This window comes from Rhodothermales bacterium (assembly GCA_013002345.1).
Classification (GTDB): Bacteria; Bacteroidota; Rhodothermia; order Rhodothermales; family JABDKH01; genus JABDKH01.
On record JABDKH010000058.1, the window covers coordinates 1 to 21,469 of the forward strand.

18 protein-coding genes and 1 tRNA gene are annotated in these 21,469 nt (G+C 58.1%); 8 read left to right on the plus strand and 11 right to left on the minus strand.

From position 1 onward, the window contains the following. Positions 1–452: RNA polymerase subunit sigma-70 (locus HKN37_02590; GenBank protein ID NNE45530.1), on the plus strand; the 452-nt coding region annotated here is incomplete at its 5' end. Positions 453–529: 77 nt separating this feature from the next. On the opposite strand, the gene HKN37_02595 is transcribed toward HKN37_02590, so the two are convergent. The 3 genes from HKN37_02595 to HKN37_02605 all read right to left on the minus strand — a co-directional run bounded on the left by HKN37_02595 (position 530) and on the right by HKN37_02605 (position 4,954). Beyond that, positions 530–1,153 carry a hypothetical protein gene (locus tag HKN37_02595; GenBank protein ID NNE45531.1) on the minus strand — a complete coding sequence of 208 codons (624 nt, stop codon included), beginning with the start codon at positions 1,151–1,153 and terminating at the stop codon, positions 530–532. 4 nt (positions 1,154–1,157) lie between these two features. Further along, positions 1,158–1,961: a hypothetical protein gene (locus HKN37_02600; protein ID NNE45532.1), complete on the minus strand. Its 804-nt coding sequence runs from the start codon at positions 1,959–1,961 to the stop codon at positions 1,158–1,160. Positions 1,962–2,050: 89 nt separating this feature from the next. Further along, entirely contained in the window at positions 2,051–4,954 is a 2,904-nt protein-coding gene (locus HKN37_02605; protein ID NNE45533.1) for a SusC/RagA family TonB-linked outer membrane protein, read from the minus strand. A 303-nt stretch (positions 4,955–5,257) separates the two neighbouring features. Here HKN37_02605 and HKN37_02610 point away from each other — a divergent pair, with 303 nt between their 5' ends. Beyond that, complete coding sequence (locus HKN37_02610; protein ID NNE45534.1) at positions 5,258–7,768, plus strand: protein kinase; 2,511 nt, start codon at positions 5,258–5,260, stop codon at positions 7,766–7,768. Positions 7,769–8,016: 248 nt separating this feature from the next. Here the strand turns inward: HKN37_02610 and HKN37_02615 are convergent, their stop codons facing one another. Continuing rightward, positions 8,017–8,289: a hypothetical protein gene (locus HKN37_02615; protein NNE45535.1), complete on the minus strand. Its 273-nt coding sequence runs from the start codon at positions 8,287–8,289 to the stop codon at positions 8,017–8,019. Between HKN37_02615 and HKN37_02620 the strand changes: the two genes are divergently transcribed. Next, positions 8,261–8,494 carry a tyrosine-type recombinase/integrase gene (locus tag HKN37_02620; GenBank protein NNE45536.1) on the plus strand — a complete coding sequence of 78 codons (234 nt, stop codon included), beginning with the start codon at positions 8,261–8,263 and terminating at the stop codon, positions 8,492–8,494. The genes HKN37_02615 and HKN37_02620 overlap by 29 nt on opposite strands. Positions 8,495–8,593: 99 nt before the next feature. Here HKN37_02620 and HKN37_02625 read toward each other — a convergent pair. Both HKN37_02625 and HKN37_02630 read right to left on the minus strand, forming a co-directional pair. Further along, positions 8,594–8,666, minus strand: a tRNA-Lys gene (locus HKN37_02625). Between the two features lie 199 nt (positions 8,667–8,865). Continuing rightward, complete coding sequence (locus HKN37_02630; GenBank protein NNE45537.1) at positions 8,866–9,303, minus strand: hypothetical protein; 438 nt, start codon at positions 9,301–9,303, stop codon at positions 8,866–8,868. A 233-nt stretch (positions 9,304–9,536) separates the two neighbouring features. Between HKN37_02630 and HKN37_02635 the strand changes: the two genes are divergently transcribed. Together HKN37_02635 and HKN37_02640 are read left to right on the plus strand one after the other, a co-directional pair. Further along, positions 9,537–9,935, plus strand: a complete 399-nt coding sequence (locus HKN37_02635) for a hypothetical protein (GenBank protein NNE45538.1) — start codon at positions 9,537–9,539, stop codon at positions 9,933–9,935. A gap of 141 nt (positions 9,936–10,076) precedes the next feature. Next, complete coding sequence (locus tag HKN37_02640) at positions 10,077–10,493, plus strand: hypothetical protein (protein ID NNE45539.1); 417 nt, start codon at positions 10,077–10,079, stop codon at positions 10,491–10,493. Between the two features lie 21 nt (positions 10,494–10,514). Here HKN37_02640 and HKN37_02645 read toward each other — a convergent pair whose 3' ends face one another. Next, positions 10,515–10,874 (minus strand): hypothetical protein, encoded by a 360-nt coding sequence (locus HKN37_02645; GenBank protein NNE45540.1) that lies wholly within the window; start codon positions 10,872–10,874, stop codon positions 10,515–10,517. A 351-nt stretch (positions 10,875–11,225) separates the two neighbouring features. Between HKN37_02645 and HKN37_02650 the strand changes: the two genes are divergently transcribed. Together HKN37_02650 and HKN37_02655 are read left to right on the plus strand one after the other, a co-directional pair. Next, positions 11,226–12,395: a hypothetical protein gene (locus tag HKN37_02650; GenBank protein NNE45541.1), complete on the plus strand. Its 1,170-nt coding sequence runs from the start codon at positions 11,226–11,228 to the stop codon at positions 12,393–12,395. A gap of 111 nt (positions 12,396–12,506) precedes the next feature. After that, positions 12,507–14,867, plus strand: coding sequence for a response regulator (locus HKN37_02655; GenBank protein ID NNE45542.1), 2,361 nt, complete (start codon positions 12,507–12,509; stop codon positions 14,865–14,867). 3 nt (positions 14,868–14,870) lie between these two features. On the opposite strand, the gene HKN37_02660 is transcribed toward HKN37_02655, so the two are convergent. Further along, the gene (locus HKN37_02660) at positions 14,871–16,160 is read right to left on the minus strand and encodes an MgtC/SapB family protein (GenBank protein NNE45543.1); all 1,290 of its coding nucleotides are present in this window, start codon (positions 16,158–16,160) and stop codon (positions 14,871–14,873) included. A 124-nt stretch (positions 16,161–16,284) separates the two neighbouring features. Then, positions 16,285–17,388, minus strand: a complete 1,104-nt coding sequence (locus HKN37_02665; protein NNE45544.1) for a T9SS type A sorting domain-containing protein — start codon at positions 17,386–17,388, stop codon at positions 16,285–16,287. A gap of 312 nt (positions 17,389–17,700) precedes the next feature. Between HKN37_02665 and HKN37_02670 the strand changes: the two genes are divergently transcribed. Continuing rightward, entirely contained in the window at positions 17,701–19,137 is a 1,437-nt protein-coding gene (locus tag HKN37_02670; GenBank protein NNE45545.1) for a multicopper oxidase domain-containing protein, read from the plus strand. A gap of 14 nt (positions 19,138–19,151) precedes the next feature. Here the strand turns inward: HKN37_02670 and HKN37_02675 are convergent, their stop codons facing one another. After that, positions 19,152–19,550, minus strand: coding sequence for a hypothetical protein (locus tag HKN37_02675; protein NNE45546.1), 399 nt, complete (start codon positions 19,548–19,550; stop codon positions 19,152–19,154). Beyond that, positions 19,550–21,400 (minus strand): aspartate--tRNA ligase, encoded by a 1,851-nt coding sequence (aspS, locus tag HKN37_02680; GenBank protein ID NNE45547.1) that lies wholly within the window; start codon positions 21,398–21,400, stop codon positions 19,550–19,552. Before aspS ends, HKN37_02675 begins: the two co-directional genes overlap by 1 nt. Positions 21,401–21,469 lie beyond the last annotated feature (69 nt).

A 21,469-nucleotide genomic window follows, 5' to 3' on the forward strand; every position in this document is an offset into this window, starting at 1 on the left:
GCCAGCGGTTCGAGGGTGCTCACGAAACGATGAATACGACGGCCCTGATACATGAGGTGTACCTCAAATTCGACCGGGCCGGCAATCTCGTTGCCAACGATCGAAGCCATTTCCTGCTCATAGCCAGCCGTGCGATGCGCCAGCTACTGATCGGCTATGCAAGAAGACGGAAGCGGCAGAAACGAGGGGGCGGTGAACCCATCGTGACCTTCGGACCGGACGCGGAACGGGATGCTCTCGTAGAGCAGCAGGGAGCTCGGCTGGTAGATATCAACCGGGCGCTTTCGAGGCTCGAGTCGATGGACGAAAGGCTCGGCAAGGTAGCCGAATTACTCCTGTTCGGAGGACTCACGTATGAGGAAGCCGCTGAGGTACTCGATGTCGGGCGAGCAACCGTCAGCCGCGACTGGAGAGTCGCCAGGGCACTGCTGACGAAGGAGCTAGAGGCGTAGTGACAGTACCTCTACTGCGAGCCGTTTGGGAACCCGCGAGGTTCGCTTTGTGACCATCGGAATCGCTGCATCGGCCTTCACGGCAGCATTGGGTCCTGCATGACGAGGCCCCGCTCCACCGCAAGTATCCTGTTCATATCGTGCAGAATCGTGACCTGCGTCGTGAGCAAACTATCACCCTCATACAACTGCACTGGGCTGTAGAGGTCCAGTTCGTTGGCCGGCGGGATATAGTCTGGCACAAAGACGCGTGTGCCGGTATCGCCGTCGGTGATGTTCGGGTTCGTGTCCACCTCCCTCTGCATCATCGGAAGCCTGATTCCCAGGTCATGCATTCTCCTCCCTTCAAGAAACAGAATCTCCTGTCTGAGAAGAAAGAGCAGGCGGGTCAGTGATCCGACGTCAGACGCAGCCTCCACGTCTTCAGCCGTCAAAGATGATCCTGACACAACCGGAGTGTCGATCGTTCCCGGGCGGTCCAGAAGCACACCCTCCCGGAACGGACCGGTTGCATCGTCTCGGACTTTGATGCCGCTGTTCCGGGGTCGGATCTGCCCAAGTATCGCATCATCTCTCGTGTCCTTGTCATCAAAGCCCACTCTGGGTCGGTCCGAGGCGCGCTCAATCGATTCGATCATCCGGTTCTTCGCGTCGTCAAGATTCCCGATACTCAGAGCGTACTCTGCAAGGATCAGGAGCATCTCTTCAGCCTTCGATACAGGAATACCTTGCTCCTCTTCGAAATACTTCGGGTCCAGGAAGTCCAGTCGGGGGTAGAGGCTGCATCGTCTGAAGTTGAATGGCTAGATGCCAGGCAACCTCGTTCCGAATCGAAGTCCTGTCAAACTCCTGGAAGAACAAGAAGTCAGTCCCCCCGGCGACGAGTGCTTCGTTCGCAAACTGAGCAGCAGCATCGGCGTTGCCACTGGCTCGAGACGCACGCGCGAGGGCTGCAGTCGAAGGGACAACAAAGCCGAGTCTTCGCCCCTCGACCAGGTCGGCTACGGCTCGTTCAAGTAACTGGCGAGATTTGACAGGTATCTCGTCGACTCCGGTCGGTACGGCAACAAAGTTCTCGCCGAGGATGAGGTACGCCATGCCACGATAGTAGTGCGCCTCCGCCAGGTCAAGGTCTTCGGCTCCGGCATACGCCGGAGCAACCTCATCGAGAACGAAATCGCAGAGTCCACGTAATTCCTGCAGGTTCCAGTAGATGTCGGTTCCCTCGCCATCGCCGCCGATAAGAAACGAGGTGCTACGGATGTCGCGGGGGTAATCCGGATGGACCACGTCGGTGGATGCCACGTTGTCGCTGACGTACTCCGTCGTCAACACGGTAGCGGATAGCGCGCTCGCAAACAGCCGCCGAAGCCCGGGAAGCAATGCCTTCGTCGGGTCGTCTGAAGCGGCCAGCTCCTCAATCGTCGTTCGGGGATTATCGGTCTTTCCGGGATTAAGAAAATCACAGCGAATACCTAGAATGCATAGCAGGGCGAGAACCCACGGCATGCGCCGATATCGGAGGCGATGACCTCGTGTGGACCGGACTTCTGCGACATCCACACTGCCCGCCCATCGCATATTTTCGTTTGAACCGGTCAAAACACAATCTCGAAACCGAATCTGATCTGTCGAGGTGGAGAGAGCGTATGGAGCTGCTCACCGCCCAGCTCCAGCGTACTCTCACCCCCATTGTATAAAGCTGCCGCCCAACTCAGGCCGGCCAATTCCGGATCGACGAGGTCCTGTCGGACGAAGGTGACCAGATTCCGAACCGACGAGAAGACGACGGCCGAATGAAGTCCAAGCAATTTCGTGACACGACTCGGAAGTGAGTAACGAGCCGATACCTCGCGGATCTTGAGAAAATCTCCATTCTGCAGGATGAACACACCTGCTCCTTCGGTATTGTAATTCCCGACGGAATTGCCATCCGTGTCGAAGCGTTCTGGAAGGACTGCCCGCTCAAGCCCGAATATCTCCGAAACCCAGACTGTGTGATCCGCTGTTCGCGCTCCGAGACTCCAATCCGCTGTCGCGAACAGCGACAGATTCCGATACACCGACAGGTTAGCCGAGAGCGACCCGAACTGGGTCGGATAGGGCGTGGATCCGGCGAACTGATACTCGAACGCGTCCTGCAATCCGTCGCCGTTGCTGTCAATCGGAGTGCTGGCATACCATTCTCCGACCGGGTGTCCAACTGCGACTCGGGAAATTGCAGAAATTCCATCGCCGGCAACAGAGAATTCGGGGCCGTCGCCGATATCGGTGACTTCGTTCCGCAACCAGGAATAGGTAAGACCAAGCGACAACGATACTGCTTTTGACCAGTGCACGTCGGCGTCAAGCCCAAGTTCGATTCCCTTGTTTTCAATCTGGCCCAGGTTGCGGAGTTGCAGACCTCTGCCGGTAGAAGGCTGCTCCGGAACAAGGAACAATGCGTCAGAAGTCGTAGCGCTAAATGCAGTCAACCTGATGCCGATGTTGTCCGACAAGAGCGCTGCGTCAAACCCACCCTCGACCGTTCTCGTTCGCTCGGGCTTCAAATCCAGATTACCAGGATTCTCAAAGAATGGAGCACTCTCTCCACGGAAAGAATCCCCACCGAAGGTCACGTCCCTGTCAAAGGGTTTCGGAAACCTTCCTGTTTCGCCGTACGAAATCCGCAGTTTCATATGGCTCCAGGTGTTTCCAAACCAGCGTTGGAAGACAGCGTTATCCGAAAGTGTATATGCAAGACCAAAACTCGGATAGCCCTGCAACCCAACATCTCCACCGAAAGACGTACTGCCGTCCAGCCGCAACCCTGCGTCGGCATAGAGGCGATCCCGGAATCCAACCTGTTCGCGAACGAAGATCCCGCCGTTGAACACCTCGCTGCGAGTCTCCGAAACATCAACCTCACCCGCCTGGCTGATATCCTCGGTACCTGGAAGAGCGAACGTCTGTGCAACCACCTGTATGTAATCCGAATCCTCACGGAAGCCCTGAACGCCAAACGTCAAATCAGATTTGATTCGACCTTCTCTCGGATAGCTGATCGTGCCGACATACTCCACGGTCATGGCGAGAAAGTCCCGATCGAACCTTCGAATCTCACCCCGCTCTCTGTCCGAAACTGCGTCGTATTCGATTGGAAGGAAAACGCGTTGATGGCTTGTGCGCGAGTCGAGTCCCACGGTCAGACCGGACTTGAAAAGCCGGCTTGGTTCGTACCTCGCTTTGGCCGAGATCGTGAATCGGTCAACTTGTTCAGTGACTTCGGGAAGGAGTTGAAGTCGAAGCGCTTCGTCGAAGGTATCGGCGCCCGTAAGCACCAGCGCCGCGCCTACCCCGAAAGTGGAGTATGGGTCGAAGATCGCATTGCCGGCGTGAAGCCGTTCGAAACCAGATCTTACATAACTGCCGCTGAAGCCGACGTTCAGTGCTCTCCCCAATCGTGATTGTACGTTGCTCCTCAACGCATAGATAGTCGACTCGTTGGAAGGCTGGATCCCTGTTGAATTCTGAACGCGGCCACTCACGTTGTACGTCGCGGCATCGCCGCCGCCAGAAACTCCGACGTAGTAGTTCTGGAAATGGCCAGTCCTCAAGAACACATCCCTGAGGAAACTGCCCTGACCAAAAACTGCGCTGCTCGGGTCCGTCACCATCTCTGCATAGGCGAAATCCGTATCCTGAACAAACTTCGTATCAGGGACGTCGATGCCCTGTTCGCTACGAATAACAACCCTGTTTTGACCGGGAGTACCCTGCTTCGTAAAAATCTGAATGACACCGTTGGCGGCCTCAGATCCGTACAAAGTGCTCGCCGCCCCTCCCATGGCGATCTCGATCCTCTCGATGTCGCTGGTTAGCAACTCCGAAAGAGCGGATGTGCGTTGCCCCCCCAAGCTCAGACTCGTGTTTGAGTTGTTGTCGACACGGACACCGTCGATGTAAATCGCGGGTGTTTGATCGGCGGAGACGCTCTTGACACCTCGAAAACTGATCACACTTCCCAGACCCGGCTGAGCCGACTGCATTCTCACCGACGCACCAGGCACCCGCCCCTGCAAGAGCTGCCCGACAGTCATGACGGGAGCCGTCTCGATTTCCCGAAGATGCAGCACCTCGACGTTCGCCGACAGCTTCCGCCGTTCCACGCTGGTGCCGAGACCGGTGACGACAAGTTCGTCCAGCAGGAGGCGGTCTTCTTCCATCTCGAAGTTCAGCACTGCCGTCGCGCCGGCACTGACGGTCGTAGTAATCGTCTCTGTCTTGAAACCGACAAAGCGAGCGACGATCGGGTATGCGCCCTCAGCCAGATCGGAAATCGAAAACGCGCCGTCGATGTCCGTTGCGGTACCGCGGTTGAGTCCGGCAATGACGATGTTGACCCCGACGAGCGGCTCCAGTGTCCGTTTCGCCACCACTCGTCCCTCCACTCCGCCTGAACCCTGCCCAGACGCCGGCGCAACCAACACAACGATGGCAGTAATGACGAAGGTAAGTCGCATACCGTCACGCCTACTAGTTCAGTTTCGACGCTGGTTTAGTACTGATTCCTGACGTCGTTTGCAAGCGGACGCAAATCAGCATGCCCCGAATGACCCGAATTATGACCGAGACAAAGGACTATTCTCTCGGACCCTCCTGCACAAACAACTATGGGTTGCGTCGCGAGAAGTTGGAGATGGTTGCGAAGGGTACGGACTTGAACGGTGGACATCGACGAACAACTGCAATGATCCACTAATCTTGTTTATTCGGGCGATACCGTCTATTTATGAGTTCTTTGACGCTTCCTTTGTACGGATCTAGTGGTCGGCCAGACAATATCTCATTACCGGATAACCGAGAAGCTCGGTGAGGGCGGGATGGGAGTTGTCTACCTGGCTGACGACGTGAGCCTGGGTCGGAAGGTCGCGCTCAAGTTTTTGCCGCCGCATCTCACAACAGACGAAGAAGCCAGTAAGCGGTTCGTCCTGGAGGCTCAGGCTGCCTCGGCACTAAACCATCCGAACGTCTGTGTGGTGCACGAGATCGGACGCACGGAGGAGGGTCAACAGTACATCGCAATGGCCCATTACGAGGGTCAAACGCTCAAGGATCGGATACGCAGCGGCGCGATTTCCAGAGACGAGGCCCTGGATATCGGTCGGCAGGTTGCAGAAGGCCTGGCTGCGGCCCACGATAAGGAGATCATACATCGGGACATCAAGCCCGCCAACATCTTCGTCACCAATCGGGGTCGTGCCGTCATCCTGGACTTCGGACTGGCGAAACTTGTAGGCGGGCTGGACTTGACGAAAACCGGCTCAACGATGGGCACGACATTCTATATGTCGCCAGAGCAAATCCGAGGTGAGCTGACCAACCACCAGAGCGACCTGTGGTCTCTGGGTGTAGTGTTGTACGAGATGCTCGCCGGTCGAAAGCCATTCGAAGGCGAATACGAGCAGGCAATCAGCTACTCGATCCTCAACACGGACGCGCCTCCGTTCGATGCTGAGAGTGACGCGGAAAGTGCGCTCCTTGCGGCGGCTCTTACGAAGAATGCGGGGGACCGTATCCCAAACGCCGCCCAGATGGCCGAACATCTTGCGGCCCTGTTGGGGACGGGATCGGCGCCGAGCATCAAGGTGGTTCGGAAACGAGCCATGCGTCGTCCCTTGATTGCTGCGGCATGCATAGTCGGATTGGTCGCGGTGGTATCGGTCGTAAAATATTGGCCTCAACCCGATGCACCCCGACTGGTTGTGCTCCCTTTCAAGACCCTTGGTGCGGAAGGCTTCGAGCATCTGGAAACTGGCATAGCGGATGACATCTCTACTCGGTTGATGGCGGTTAAGGGACTTAAGATCATTGCTGTTTCCAGCGGAGCGCGGTTGGTGAACGAAGGCCTCTCGCTCACGGACATCGGGCAGCGGCTCAATGTCAACCACGTATTGGAGGGCAACCTGTACGTCACTGATTTGGAGGGCGAGGTGCAGATTCGGATTTCACCGAAGCTGATCCGATTGTCCGACGAATCACAGGTCTGGGCCGAGGCGTTCGAGGGTGACGGACTCGACTTCCAGCCGGATGTGGCGAGAAAGGTGGTACAGGCGCTGAACGTGGTTCTCGGCGAGTCGGAGCGTGCCGCGCTTGAACTACAGCTGACCGACAACGACGAGGCCTATCAGGCGTACCTGCGTGGAGAACTACAAGCAACACTGGATCACACACAGGCCGCTCACTATGAGCGAGCCTGCGAGTTGGATCCCGATTTCGTGAAATGCCATAGTGCCCTCGCACGGGTTTACTCTGCAATGATCTTTTTTGGCCGCGCGGATTCTGTTCGTGCTATGCGCAAGCGTGCCTCGGTGGCGGCCAAGCGGGTTGGGGTGCTGGCGCCAGGCTCGGTCGACGATTATCTTGCATCTGGATACATCAGCTACTACGCGGACCGCGATCTCGAGGCTGCTCTCGAATCGTTCAAGGCTGCGGATAGACTCGGACTCGCCGACACGGACCTGCTGCGTGCGATAGGTTACACCAGCCGTGGGCTAGGCAAGATTGACGAGTCCATGAAGGCACTTCAGCGCGCGCTTGAGCTTGATCCAACCGATCCTCTGGTGATGTACAATTTCGCCGAGTCGTATCAAGCGCTCGGCCAGTATGACGAGGCGCTCGAATGGGCGGATCGGTCGATCGCGGCTGCTCCACTCCATAACGGTCCCTATACCAGCAAGGCGTATTTCCTCACAGAGACAGGGGAGTTAGGAGAGGCTCGAAAGCTGCTAGAGTCAGCCCCGGCCTTCGACAGTCCGGTTGATGAGGCTTTGGACTGGATCAAGATTGTGCACTGGGGCGAGCGCGACTTTGAGTCAGCGTACGAGAAACTCGAAAATCTCGACATGGCCTCTCTCGAAGGTCGAGACAAGCTAGAGGTGCAGACGATGTATGCCCGCTTGCATGATATTACCCGTCGGGGCTCGATCCAGACGGCTGATGCGTGGCAGCGGGCACTGGATCTAACTGCTCCGGATGACGCGAGAGGCAAAATGGAGGCTTATGCGGGCCTTGGACAACCTGACAGCGTCATAGCTCTCGCAACGAGACTCAGGACATCGCTCGGAAACGAACAGTTCCATAGCTCTGCGACGCTGTGGAGAATCGCGGCGGCATTTGCCCGCGTGGGTGAAGTCGAGAGAGCAATTGACATGCTCGAGGAGATAATATCGCTCAGATTCTCCTGGCACCGAGCTCCCTATGTCTTCGAGTCTCCAGAACTGGACTGGATCCGCGAGCATCCACGGTTCAAGGCACTTGTCGAACGAACTCGGTAAGAACGCTCTTGAGCTCAGCACCCGCCGCAGACGCCAAGTCGAACGCCACATTCACTCATGCCAAACAGTCGCGGCCCAGGGATCACAAGAGGGTAGCCGTGTTCCTGACGCCGTCTCAGCTCCAGCTTCTATTCAGGGCCATCGATGCAGACCATGAAATGAAGCGGCAGTCGGGACGTGTGAAGGAAGGGAAAATTCTGTGGATCAAGGATCTCATCTTGGCAGCTGTCTCAACCGGACTGCGCAGGTCAGAACTGTGGGATATACGCTGGTCGCACGTCGACTTCGATTCCGGCTTCATTAACGTGTGCAACGACCGAGACTTCATCACCAAGTCGGGCAACGAGCGTTCGATTCCGATGGTCGGTGACGCGCTCTCCGTCCTGACCCGAATGCGGCACGCCGGGGCGGGAGAAACGGACGGTTACGTGTTCAGAGGCGTCAAGGGCGGCAAGCTGGACGGCACCTTCGCGTCCAAAACCTTCAAGCGGTATGTGCCTCGCGATGCTGCCGGAGAACATCCGCTTCCACAGCCTCTGTCACACCTGCGCGAGCTGGCTCGTCCAACGGGGAGTCGCGCTCCCCGTCGTGCAGGCGATATTGGGCCACTCCAGCATCCAGGTGACCCAGCGATACGCTCACCTTGCACGAGACGTGTTGCAGAGTGCGACGCAGTCGGCCTTCGGATCCGGCGTTGCCATTGCCGCAATATTGCCGACTCAATGACATCAGGCTGCATGGCTTTGCAATTTCGACGCCCCTGGCTGGAAACAGCAAACGCCCCGGAATCCATCCAAATAATTGATTCTGAGGCGTTCTTAAGGGTGATCCCGCCTGGGTTCGAACCAGGGACCCTCTGATTAAAAGTCAGATGCTCTGCCAACTGAGCTACGGGATCAGGTTCCCCTAAAATAGGGGGTCGGCCGTACGCGTTCCAACCACCCGCGGTTTCCCGGCAGACTCCTTTGCAGCTTCACACGGTCGCAGACGCAAGATGTGCTCAACATGCGCCTGCGCCCATTACAAAAAGAAAGGGCCCGCACACATGCCGATGCAGGCCCTTCCCTGGACAGTACCCTGATGAAAACGCTCGCCCATCAGGCGTCCGATAATACCGCCAGCATAGTTCGCTTCACGCAGTCCGATTTCTCAAACTCAACATGCAGACGCAGGTAGTTGGCGGCGAGTCGGCTTCCGCTCGACCCGAGTGTCACAACGGCCAATCGCCGAACGTTGACGTCCTTGTGATTACGGTAGATGCGCATCAGATCGTTCAGCGCCGGGCTGATATCTACCTGGTCCGGATACTGTAAGGCAAGGCGCATCGCTCCGTTCTGCAGTCCGTCGTGATGAGAGGCGAGAGCCTCAACGAGTCGGTCACCAAAGGCATCCCATTGCTCGAGTGTCATCGTGGCGGCCGGTGCCGGCATTTCCAGAAGTTTCTCGGTCCCATCCGCACGAGCCGACGTTGAGATCGTGGCGGCAAAGAGGGACGCAACGAGGAACCCTTTGAAAACATGAGTGGACTTGAACATCTTGTTTCCCCCTGTAGGAATTTCGAGGAGCACTTATCGACCAGTACGGTGATCGCGATTTACGTTGCGGTACCTGTTCGACATAGCGCTCGAATGGTCCCTCATCGATGCCGAACCGCGTACCCCGCTCGCCGAACGGTGGAATAGGCCGGCCGGATGCCGATTTGCCGGAACGTCGCCGCCGCCAGCTGAGTTTAATTTCTTTATGTATCATCTTGCGCCAACGGTCCCTGATGGCGAAAAAGCTCCTCCAAGTCCTCCCGCTCCTTCTGTTGGCCGGCTTCGCCAACGCCCAGACAGCCACCGTTTTCGGCACGGTAAACGAAATCGTCGGCGATCAGTACTTCCCCATACCCTTCGCCCGGGTGACGCTCACCGGCGACCAGCATAAGCCGCTGCGGCCCGTGGTACCGGACATAGAAGGCAAGTTTACCCTGCACCTCGTGGCAGCAGGTGCCTATGACCTTACCGTGTCAGCCGTCGGCTTCGACCCGCTGAGTACGGAGATCGAGGTAGCGGATGGCGACAGCCTTCACGTTAGAATTCGCATGGGCGACAAGGAGATAGCTGGAATAATGATCGAGAGCGAGCATGGCGATTCGCCCGGTCAACACCTTGGAGGTCACGACTGAGGGCCGGCGCGACCGTCTACAAAACCGGAATCCCGTCACCGAACCAGAGATTCCCCGTCAGCCGGAAGCGTGCGCGGGTCGTAGCATATCCGGCCAGCCAGCCCGGCTGATAGCGGTTGTCACACAGCTGAGGATATGACCATGTTCATCTCGCTCTTGATCGTGACTTTCCTCGTCGCGATCGTCGTGTCGTTCCTCGTCGCCAGGCTCTTCAGCAATCCGATCCATAGTATTCTCGCGCGGATCGTGATTGAAGACATCAGCTCCGCGTGGCAGCGGTACATCATGTTTGCCATCTACGTCGTGGGGATCGCCGGTGGTGTTCGTGTGCACCAGCTGGAGCGCTACATCGTGTCGAACGCTCCTGATCAGGAGCCCCTTCTTCTAACGGGGGAACGGTGGACCCTCGAGATCTACCGGACCATCATCGAGACCCTGTCGAGCATCGCGTGGATGCTGCTTGTCTTCTTCGTGTTCGCGCTTATCGCCTTCGTCGTCGTTCGCGGATTCGAATTGAAGCACGGCAAGAAAGAGGTATCGGGCACGGACAGCAGCTGACCGAACGGCGTCCCCGTGACACTACAGATCGATGATGTTCGAAACGATCGCACCGGGTACACGCTCGCCGTCGCGGATCTCCGCCTTCCACCACCAGAAGACCGCCTGCGTCTCATTTTCCTCCATCATGATATCGCCGTGGTCTATGGTTCTGGACCGGCCCGCAGCCACGCTCTGGCTGTCATCGAGGTGGGGAATCCAATCGATGAGCGTCGCCAGCTCACTCCCGACGAGGAAGTAATAGATACGGTCCCCGGTTTCGTTCTTGACGGTCACCCTCAGGCCGTCCGAGCGGGCGGTGACCGTATTGCTTTCGCTCTCGAACAGGGCACATCCCGCAAGGAATATCACGGTCAGAAGTGACAGAATGACGAGGTTCACACGGCGGGCGCTTTTCGCAGTGCCGGGTCGTGGGCAATGGTTGGGTCGGTTCTTATCGAGAGGCATCTGATCACCTTGCTTCCTGTCGACGTTCTTCCGGACAACCGCAGTCTACGGCAACCAAATCCACGTGTCCATCGGTACGGATCGGTCCGCTCTACATGCCATCTCACCGGGCGATTCAGGCGTGTGGACCGGCAAGCAGCGATCCCGATCTGACAGATCGGACATTGATGCAGGACAGATGGGACAATCCGTTATCCGATAGCTGAATGACGCGCTTTTCGACGCAGTCGGATGATATCCTGAGCCACGGACGATCAATGAACCATCATCTTCGTGGAGGTTGTCATGTTGCACAGATCTTTTTTGAAGCTAGTCCCCATCGTGCCGGTTGTTCTTGTGCTGATGGTTGGCGCGGCCTGTGAGGACGCCGGTGTGATCACGGGCGATTCCGCGTCGTCGTCCATCGGCGCTGATTTACAGGCCAAGAACTCGGCCGTTGCGCGGCAGGGGCCGGGCGCCCTGACCGTGATGACTCGAAACGTCTACATAGGTGCCGGCGTCGACAACATTATTGCCGAACCGGATCCGAACAAGGTGCCGTTTCTCGTCGCTGAAGCGTTCCAGACGTTTATCGCGACGAACTTCGATGAGCGCGCAGAGGCGTTTGTGCGAGAGATCGCCGCGTACCAGCCACATCTTGTCGGACTTCAAGAGATAACACGTATAAGATTGCAGTCACCGGGTGACCGTGTCGTCGGTGGTACGACGCCGGCCGAGGACGTATTCCTGGACCACATGGATGTGCTGATGAGCAAGCTGGCCGCTCATGGGCTCGACTACGTGGTGGCCGGCATCGTTCAGAATCTCGATGTAGAATTGCCGATGATCGTGAGCCTGGATCCGCTGGCTTTCGATGACGTGCGCGTCACCGATTTCGACGTGCTGCTGGCACGCGGCGACGTCGGACTGTCCAACGTTCAGGAGGTGAACTTCGCAGTGGGTATGCCCGTTCCGGGACTCGGAACGCTTGGACGTGGATACGTCGCGGCAGACGCGACGGTCAATGGCCGAACCTATCGCGTCGCCACGTCACATTTCGAGTCTGAAGTGCAGGAGATCCGAATGGCGCAGGCGCAGGAGCTCATGAGCGATCTTCAGTCGTCTCCGTATCCGGTGGTTGTGATGGGCGACCTGAACACGGAGGCGCCAGAAGGAGCGACGTACGGAATGTTTATGGAAGACGATTTCATAGACACCTGGGATCGAAACCAGCTTCCACACGCCGGACCCGGGTTCACGTGCTGCCATCACGGAAGCCTGATCGGTACGAGCCGCATACCCGACAAGAGGATCGACCTTGTTCTCTTCCGATCGACGAAGACGAAGCACGGAAATGGCGGCCTTGGTTCCGTCTTTGTGGAAGTGGTCGGTGAGTCGCCGGCAGATAGAACGCAATCGGGCATGTGGGCGTCCGACCACGACGGCGTAGTGGCGTCGCTGCGCGTTCCGAACTAACGTCTGACAAGCCGCTGACGGGCCCACGAAAGCCGTCACGGGGCCCGTCAATGACACAAATTGGGTCCGTCACTGTATCTTTGAGTGACGGACCCTCACGGGGTGTCTCTGATGGACGTCTCTACTGCACTTCTTTCGCTTCGCTCGCGTCTTGTCGGGCCTGCCTCCTGGGAAGCCGACGAGGGCTTCAAGGACGTTCTGCGCATCATCAACCGGCGCGGAATGCTGGCGGCCGGCACGTTGACGGTTATTGCCGTCGCTCTGTATCTCGCCGTCAACGCGCTCGTGCTCGGCAAACAACCGGTGTGGGTCTATCCCAGCGATCCGGTCATTGCCGCGACAAGCATGATGTTGTGGGACAAACTGATGGTGTTGGCTTCCGGTCTTCTTTTTCTCTTTCTGTATCGAGCGGACGCGGATCTGCGATGGGGACGTTTCGGAGCCGCAGCGGTTGTAATTGTGCTGTCAGTCGCAAGTGTTTTTGACGACGTCAGCGGCACGGGGAATACTGTGACGTCCGCGGTCTATCCCACACTATTCCTGCTCGTGGCATCCGGCACGATTCCGTTTCGCCCTTTGCAAATGCTGTTTGTAGCGGTCGGCACGTTCGGAGTTGTCACGGTCTCGGAGATCGTTTTCCCGGTGATGCTTGGTGTGTCCGTCACCGGAATGCCGGTGGAACAGGTTCCATTCATGGTCATCGCGGCCGCCATGCTGACGGGAATCACGATGCTCCTGTACGGCACGCGTTACGACCAGTATCGAGCGCGTGCAGCCGCGCAGCGTCTGACCTCGGAGCTCGAGCGCCATTCTCACGAACTCGAGGAAGCAAAAGCCCGTACCGAGGAACAGGCGGCCAGGCTGGTCGAAGTGGAGCACATGAAAGACCGTTTTTTCGCCAACATCAGTCATGAATTTCGAACGCCGCTTACGTTGATCATGGGCCCCGTCGACGATGCGCTCGAAGGGGCTTACGGCGACGTTCACCCTCCTCTGGCGAGCATGCTAACAAGCGTCCGGAATAGCTCCCGGCGTTTACTCGGACTCGTCAACGACCTGCTCGACCTGTCAAAGGTCGACGCGGGTGCGATACGGCTTCGTATCGAAGAGCACGACCTGGTGTCTTTCCTGAAACCAGTCGTGCACAACTTCACAGATGTGGCGGGACGCCGGAAGATCATCTTGACCTGTGAGAGCACTGAAGATGAACTGCCGGCGAGCTTCGACCCGGGCGCGTTGGAGAAAGTCATCTACAATCTCGTTTCGAACGCGATAAAATTCGCCCCCGATGGAGGAGCCGTCAAGGTCAGTCTGGACGCGCTACAGACGCGCAGGGGAAGGCAGGCGCGGGTGACCGTCAAGGACAACGGACCGGGGATTACTCGAGAGCAGGTCAGCCTGATCTGGGATCGCTTCCATCGGATTGAGAGGGATGGATCGTCAGAGGGAACGGGAATCGGGCTCGCGCTCGTCAAAGAGCTCGTCGAACTGCATGGTGGCGAAGTGGCCGTCAAGAGCGATGTCGGATTCGGAAGCGAGTTCACCGTCGATCTGCCACTGGCTTCGTACCCGGACGTCCGCAGAGCCGCCGACTCTACCTATGACGTGGCGCCCGCGTCGGATCCGGATGAGATTGGATCATTTTCATATTCGGACGACTCTCCCGAAGCCTCTGCTACGGCGCCGATCGTTCTCGTTGTAGACAACGACGACGAAATCCGGGCGTATGTGAGGAGACATCTGAAAGGTTTGTACCGGGTGCGAGAAGCGGAAGATGGTCTTCAGGCGCTGGAGTCTATTCACGAAGAACGTCCGGCACTGATCATCAGTGACGTGATGATGCCACGCATGGACGGTTTCGAGCTGTGTCGCAAGGTGAAGGGTGACGCGGAGTTCGCCGAGATTCCTGTCGTCTTGCTTACGGCGCGAGCGGACGAGGCCGGTCAGATGGAAGGTTTGCATGCGGGCGCTGACGACTATATCCCGAAGCCGTTTTCCTCGGCGGCACTTGTCGCGAGAGTCGAGAATCTTATCGAGATGCGGCGCATACTGCGTGTCCGTTACATGGAGGGCGTTGTCGAGCCGAGTCCGATCGACGTGCCGTCGGTTGATCAGTCGTTCATGGAGCGGGTCAAGAACACCGTCGAGGAGCACATAGGCGATACGCATTTTGGCGTTGACTGGCTCGCGGATGAGGTCGGATTGAGTGCGCGCCAGTTGCAGCGGCGAATTCGGGGTATCACGCGTCTGACGGCTGCGGGGTACATCCGGCTGATGCGTTTGAAGCGTGCGGCGCAGCTGTTCAGTCGGCAGGCCGGTAACGTGTCGGAGGTTGCATACGCCGTTGGCTACGGAGATGCCGCGTATTTCTCCCGTCTGTTCAAACAGACGTTCGGTGTACTCCCCTCGGAGTTTATCGAGCAAGAAGCGTTACGAGACCGCGAGCAGCCTGATACGACTCCCGTCGCCTGAGGTCTAGAGGAGAAAAACGACTCCGATCGCCGTGACGAGAGATGCAATGATGCCGGGAAGGATGACCTTTTTTAACCCTGGCGACCCGGCGCTCAGCACAATCGCGCCCTTCACGAGCGTATTGGAGGCGACGGCAAGGACGATGGCCCGGGCAGCCGTTTGTTCGTCGAGAACGCTCGCGTCGCGGCTGAGCTCGGCCATGGAGAGGGTGATCGCGTCAACGTCGGCAAACCCCGCGACAACGCTCGACAGGTAAATCCCGGTGTCTCCCAGGTACATGGTCGCCGCCTTGGATATCAACAGAACCACTGCAAAGAGCAATCCGAATCCGAGCGCCGGACCCAGTTCGAACGGGTTGGTGAAGCGGTCCTCTTCCTCCTGCTTTGCGACCGACTTGCTCCGGTACAAATAGATGCAGTACACCGTGGTCACGGCCAGTGCCGCGGCCATCGGTATCCAGACGATTCTCAGAAGCGAACGGTTCAACGCCGCCACCTCGACAAGCACGCGCACGAACATCACGCTCCACGAGAGCAGGATGGCGAGCGCGAACGGCTGATTGAGACCGTTGACCGACCGACTTCTCTGCGAGAAGCTGAGCGTAACCGCCGTGCTGGATGCCAGGCCACCAAGGATACCCGTCAGGCCCACGCCACGATGGGTACCGACCAGTTTGATCAGGATATATCCCAGAAAGCTGATACCGGAAATGAACACCACCATCAGCCAGATCTTGTAGGGAACCAGCACGCTCAACGGCTCCGGTCCGTATCCCGTGCGAGGCAGGAGCGGGAGTATGATGATCGTGATTACGGCGAACTGCAGCGTCGCGTAGACATCTTCCGGCTCCAGTTGCCGAATCAGTGCCCGGGTCTGAAGCTTGAGCGCGAGGAGTACGGTCACGGCGACACCGAGCGCTGCGGCCAGCCTCAGGTCCCCGAAATAGCAGAGGGCGCCGATCATGACCGTCGTCAGAGCGGCGACCTCGGTCGTGATGCCTCCGCTACCCGACCGGGCCTCGAAGTAGTAGGCGACCGTCACGACAAGGCCCGCGGCCAGGATCGCCGCAACAAGGAGGAGCGGACTGCCCATCACGTCCGCCAGCAGTGCGGCTGTGCAACCGAACAGCGCCAGAAGGGGAAAGGTGCGGGCTCCGGCGAAGAGGCTTTCGCCCTCGTTCTTCTGGTGTTCCGACCAGTGCGCGTACTCGCGCTGAAGCCCTACAAGCAGCCCGACAGAGATTGCAACCCCGAATCGGTAGAAGAGCTCGATCTGGCTTGTGTCTTCAAACATCGTGGTTTCGCGAGGCTGGGCAACTCGCGAAAGGTACCGATGCGCGACAACAGATTCACGGACCGACAGCGACTGCCGCGTCGGCCTTGATTCGTCGGCGTCCGACTACGGTGATGTTTCGTTGCTACCTGAGCAGCGTGACGGACCGAGAGGTCGAGAAAGTTTCTCCCTGTGCCCGAATCACATACAGTCCCGTCGGTAGTTCGCGCGCGTCAAACTCCACAACCAGCGGCTGATTGGACGTCGACTCACCGTCGTAGAGTGTCGCCACCTGCCGACCGGCCGCATCGACGGCGACGACCGTAACGTGCTGCGAGCGCTCTACCGTGAGTTCAAGGAGTGTGGTCGGGTTGAAGGGGTTCGGATATGCCGGCGACAGGTGATACTGCCCCGGAACGGCGATCGTAGTCTCGATTTGCGGGCTCGTGGTCGTGGTCCCGTCGAAGTCTATCTGCCGCAGTCGGAAGAAGTACTTGCCGGGCAATAGTCCGTCGACTTGATGCGAATAGTCGCTCCGCGATGACGTGGTACCGGTACCATTCACGAACGCAATCGTTTTGAAGCGTGCATCGATACCGGGTTTCATCTGCTGGACCTCGAAACCTGCATTTTGAGATTCGGACGCTGTCCACCAGGTCAGCTCGACGTTGCTTCCATCAACGACGCCGGAGAACTCGGCCAACTCCACCGGCAGGGGAGCCAGGGACATCCCTTTGGTGGCCGTGTACACGTAGTCTTGCTTGTTTCCGTTGCCTCCGCTTCCCTCGACTCCAGCGGCGTATATCGTGACGCTGGCGGGAGGACCCGAAGCACTTGGTGTCCACTGGACGTTCCACGAGGTCTGCCCCGTATTTGCATGTGTCACGTAGTTCGCGTTGCCGTCCGCGTACTCCGTGTTTGCGTCGATCACTGTCGGGTTATCCAGTGCATGGAATCCGGACCCGTCATGCACTGAAACCTCGAAGCCAAAGCTTGACGAGGCCTGTCCCGGGAAAGACACAGTAATTGATACGGGGACGCCTGCGGAGTAGGTGCCGGGGGAGGTGATTGAGAACGTCAGGCCACCTTCGTTGAGAGTGAACGTATTGTGGCAACCATCGAGGCATGTCTGATTGCCGGGAGCATTGGTTCGCTCAGCCGGCGCTCCGCCCCCGTTAAGAATGGCCGCTGTCAGAGTGACGAACACCACGGTCGCGAGTACAAATCGAGCAAGGGTAGCCATCATCATTCTTTCTCCGGGTCATCGAGTGGAAAGGGGCAACGGGTAATTCCGAACATCTGTAAGGAGCGCTTCACGTGTAATATCATCTGTGGGGAATATCCTATTAGTTGTGTAAGGTATTGCCCGGCAACACGCGATAAATGACCTTTTTTGCTCTGATTCAAGGGTTGCCGGATGATCTGCTCGGCGGTCCGACTGTCAGGTGAGATGCGGAAGGAGTGTCGGCGTTGTGAGCCCGCGCGTTTTTTCCGTTCATAAAATGGGGATGAGTTGTCATCCACGGCTCACCGGCACATTTTCATCAAGAATCCAGCACCTATGTCCAAGAATCGTGACCTCCGCCGCCTGAATCGCCGAGACTTTGTTCGTGTAACCACCGTAGCGGCAGGGGCTGTCGCATCTGGAAGCCTGCTGTCAGCATGTGCAGACGACAGCCTACTGGTCGATCCAGAAGCCGGCGTCGGGGACGTACTGGCCAAGCGGCGGGCAGTCACGAGAAACCCGCTGAAGATCCCCGAACTCATGCAGGGGACGGACCTGACGGTGGCGCCGGCAGTGGTCGATATTGGAGGTGAGGAGATGGTGGAAGCCTGGGCATACAACGGGCAATTTCCGGGTCCGACGTTTGAGCGCAGGCGGGGCGAGAGCGTGGGTGTGGAAATGGTGAACGGCCTCCAGGACGAGACGATCGTTCACTGGCACGGCATGATAGTGGATCGCGAGAACGACGGCCACCCCCAGGACGTGGTGGAATCGGGTGAGCACTATGGATATAACTTCGTCGTCAATCAGCGCGCCGCACTGAACTGGTATCACCCGCATCCGGATATGCTGACCGGTGAGCAGGTCAATAAGGGTCTCGCCGGAGCATTCATCATCCGAGACGACGAGGAGGATTTACTCGGACTTCCGTCGGGTAAATACGAGGTCCCACTGATCATTCGTGATGCGACGATCCGCAGGGGCCGCATGACGTACCGCGCCCGGAAGAGCGGCTTCTTTGGAAAGACGCCTCTTGTGAACGGGACGCGTAACCCGAAGCTCGACGTCGACCCGGCAGTCTATCGTTTCAGAGTCCTCAACGGTGCCAACGCACGCCACTTCAATCTATCCCTGAGCAATGGGCAGAACTTCATTCTGATCGGGAACGACGGGGGTCTGTTACCGATGCGCCACGATCTCGGTCAGATTCTCATGTCACCTGGTGAGCGCATAGACATCCTGGTAGACTTCCGGAACCTCCAGGGGACCTCATTGATGTTGCACGATCTCGAGGATGGCTGGGACCTTCTGGAGTTCAACGTCAACAGTGAGTCGAACATCGACTACGCGTTCCCCGAGATCACGACCTCAACGATTACTGAGCTGTCCGAGGCGGATGTCGTCCAAACCCGTGTCTTCAGCTTTGACGGCATGAGCAAGATCAACGGGCGAGTCTATGGCATGGAAAGAATCGACGAGTACGTCCCGAAGGGTCAGACCGAAAAATGGATCTTTACCACCGGTGGAAGTGCGCCGCACCCGGTTCATGTGCACGCCGCACCGTTCAAGGTATTGTCGAGAACGGGCGGACGAGGAGAGGTCTTCCCGTGGGAAACGGGCCTGAAGGATACGGTTCTCCTTGAAGATGGCGAGACCGTCGAGGTTCTGATCCGCTTTGATGAGTTCGCCGGACTATTCCTTCTTCACTGCCACAAGCTGGAGCATGAAGACGCGGGCATGATGATGAACTTCGAGGTTGTCGACCCGACGTAAAGCCGGAATTTCGATCACATCCACAACTCGCGCATCGGCCGGCGCAGCACAAGCTCGCCCTCCATGAGTCGGCGATCGAAATTGATGAACCCGTTCACGAGGTAAATCTCGACGGGATCGCAATTGTACAGCAGCTTGAACTCGCGATCGAACTTTCGATAGTCCGCGGTGATGATCAGCCCGACCAGCCCGTTGTCGGCTGTCCCAACGAACACGTCTACGGCATGCCCGTCCGATGCTGTGGTGCCGGGGATGAAGCCGTAATTTATCGGGTAGATGATCGATGGATGATCGGGATGCGCGGTACCCTTCGCGCGGTCGATCGTGAATCCGCGCTCACGAATCAGGTCTTCCCACTGGGTCCAGCGAAAACTCGCAGCTGTCGATTCCCTGATCATCGCGAGGCGTGCCATCACTCTTCCGGCACAACGGTCCGGATGTGCAGATCCTCTAGCTGACGGTCGTCGACGAGATCAGGCGAGTCCACCATAAGCTCCTGCGCCCGCTGCGTCTTCGGAAACGCGATCACGTCACGCAGGGACGGCGCACCGGCGAGCAGCATGATGATGCGGTCGAATCCCATCGCGATACCGCCGTGAGGCGGGGCACCGAACCGGAACGCATCCAGCAGAAAGCCAAATCTCTGCTCGGCCTCCTCCTCATCGATTCCGAGAAGCCGAAACATCTTGTGCTGAACCTCGCGCTGGTGAATCCTGATCGACCCGCCACCGATTTCACTTCCGTTGAGCACCAGATCGTAGGCCCGCGCTCGTGTCGATCCTGGTGATTCCAGCATAGTGTCGAAATCATCGGGGTGCGGCGATGTGAACGGATGGTGCATCGCGACGTGACGGCCCGCCTCGGCCGACCATTCAACAAGCGGAAATTCGGTGACCCAGAGAAAATTCCACGGCCCGAGGTCGTCACGCGTGATCAGGCCAAGCTCGTCCGCCATATGCAGGCGCAGGGCACCCATCTGCTCATAGACCTTGGGTGCTTCACCGGCAAGGACGAGCACGAGGTCACCTGCAGCTGCTCCCGCCGCCTGGACCGCCGCCTCAACGTTCTCCGTCTTGAGCACCTCGGCCTTCACCGATGAGTAGGTCTCGGAGCCGTCGGACGGGAGCTTGAAATACACCAGCCCTCCAGCACCGATCCGTTTGCGCACGACGTCCTTGTCGAGCCGATCCATGGCGCCCCGGCCGCGATCTCCCTCACCCGGGACAACGATCGCTACGATCTTCCCGCCGGATTCGATGACATTGTCAAACACGCGGAAACCGGAACCACGGAACGCGTCGCCAACATCGCAAAGCTCCAGCCCGAAGCGCGTGTCCGGCTTGTCGGATCCGAACCGGCTGAGTGCCTCGGCATACGAGATACGCGGGAAGGGAGTCGGCAGATCAAGATCGAAAACGCTTTTCCAGATAGACGCCATGAGACCCTCGATCAGCGCGTAGATCTGATCTTCCGTGGCGAACGTCATTTCGACGTCGATCTGCGTGAACTCAGGTTGACGATCTGCGCGGAGGTCTTCGTCTCGGAAGCACTTCACGATCTGGAAATAGCGGTCGAGTCCCGCGACCATCAGAATTTGCTTGTACGTCTGCGGCGACTGCGGAAGCGCGTAGAATTTCGCCGGATGAAGTCGGCTCGGCACCAGATAATCGCGAGCGCCTTCAGGCGTCGACTTCATCAGCACGGGCGTCTCGACTTCGAGGAACTGTTGTTCATCGAAGTAGCGTCGCGTGATCTGATACACCTGGTGGCGAAGCAGCAGATTGCGCTGGAGCTCGGGGCGACGAAGGTCAAGGTACCGGTAGCGCAGCCGCAGGTCTTCGCCTGCCAGCTGCCGCTTTTCCTCATGCGCGGAGACAGGGAAGGGAAGTGGATCGGTTTTGCTAAGCAGCACGATCTCGTCGACGCGCACTTCCACCTCACCGGTGGGGAGTTTCTTGTTGATCGTCTCGTCCGATCTCGGGGCGACCGTGCCCGCGACCGATACGACGTATTCACTGCGTAGTCCGTTCGCCACTTCCAGGGCCTCGGGGTCGTCCTGCGGCGACATGACGATTTGCGTCAGGCCGTAGCGATCCCGCAGATCGATGAAGATCAGGCCTCCAAGGTCGCGCCTAGTGTCGACCCAGCCTTTGAGCACGACGCGCTCGCCGATCTGATCTGGTCGCACTTCACCGCACGTGTGGGTGCGGGCGTTGGCAGCAGTTCGTTTGGCCGCGCCGTGAGATGTGTTGTCGGGACGCATTGTCGCGATCTGGATCTGCTCAATATCTACAAAAAAAGGCCTTAACGGCCCTCAGAATTCTGCTTCAAG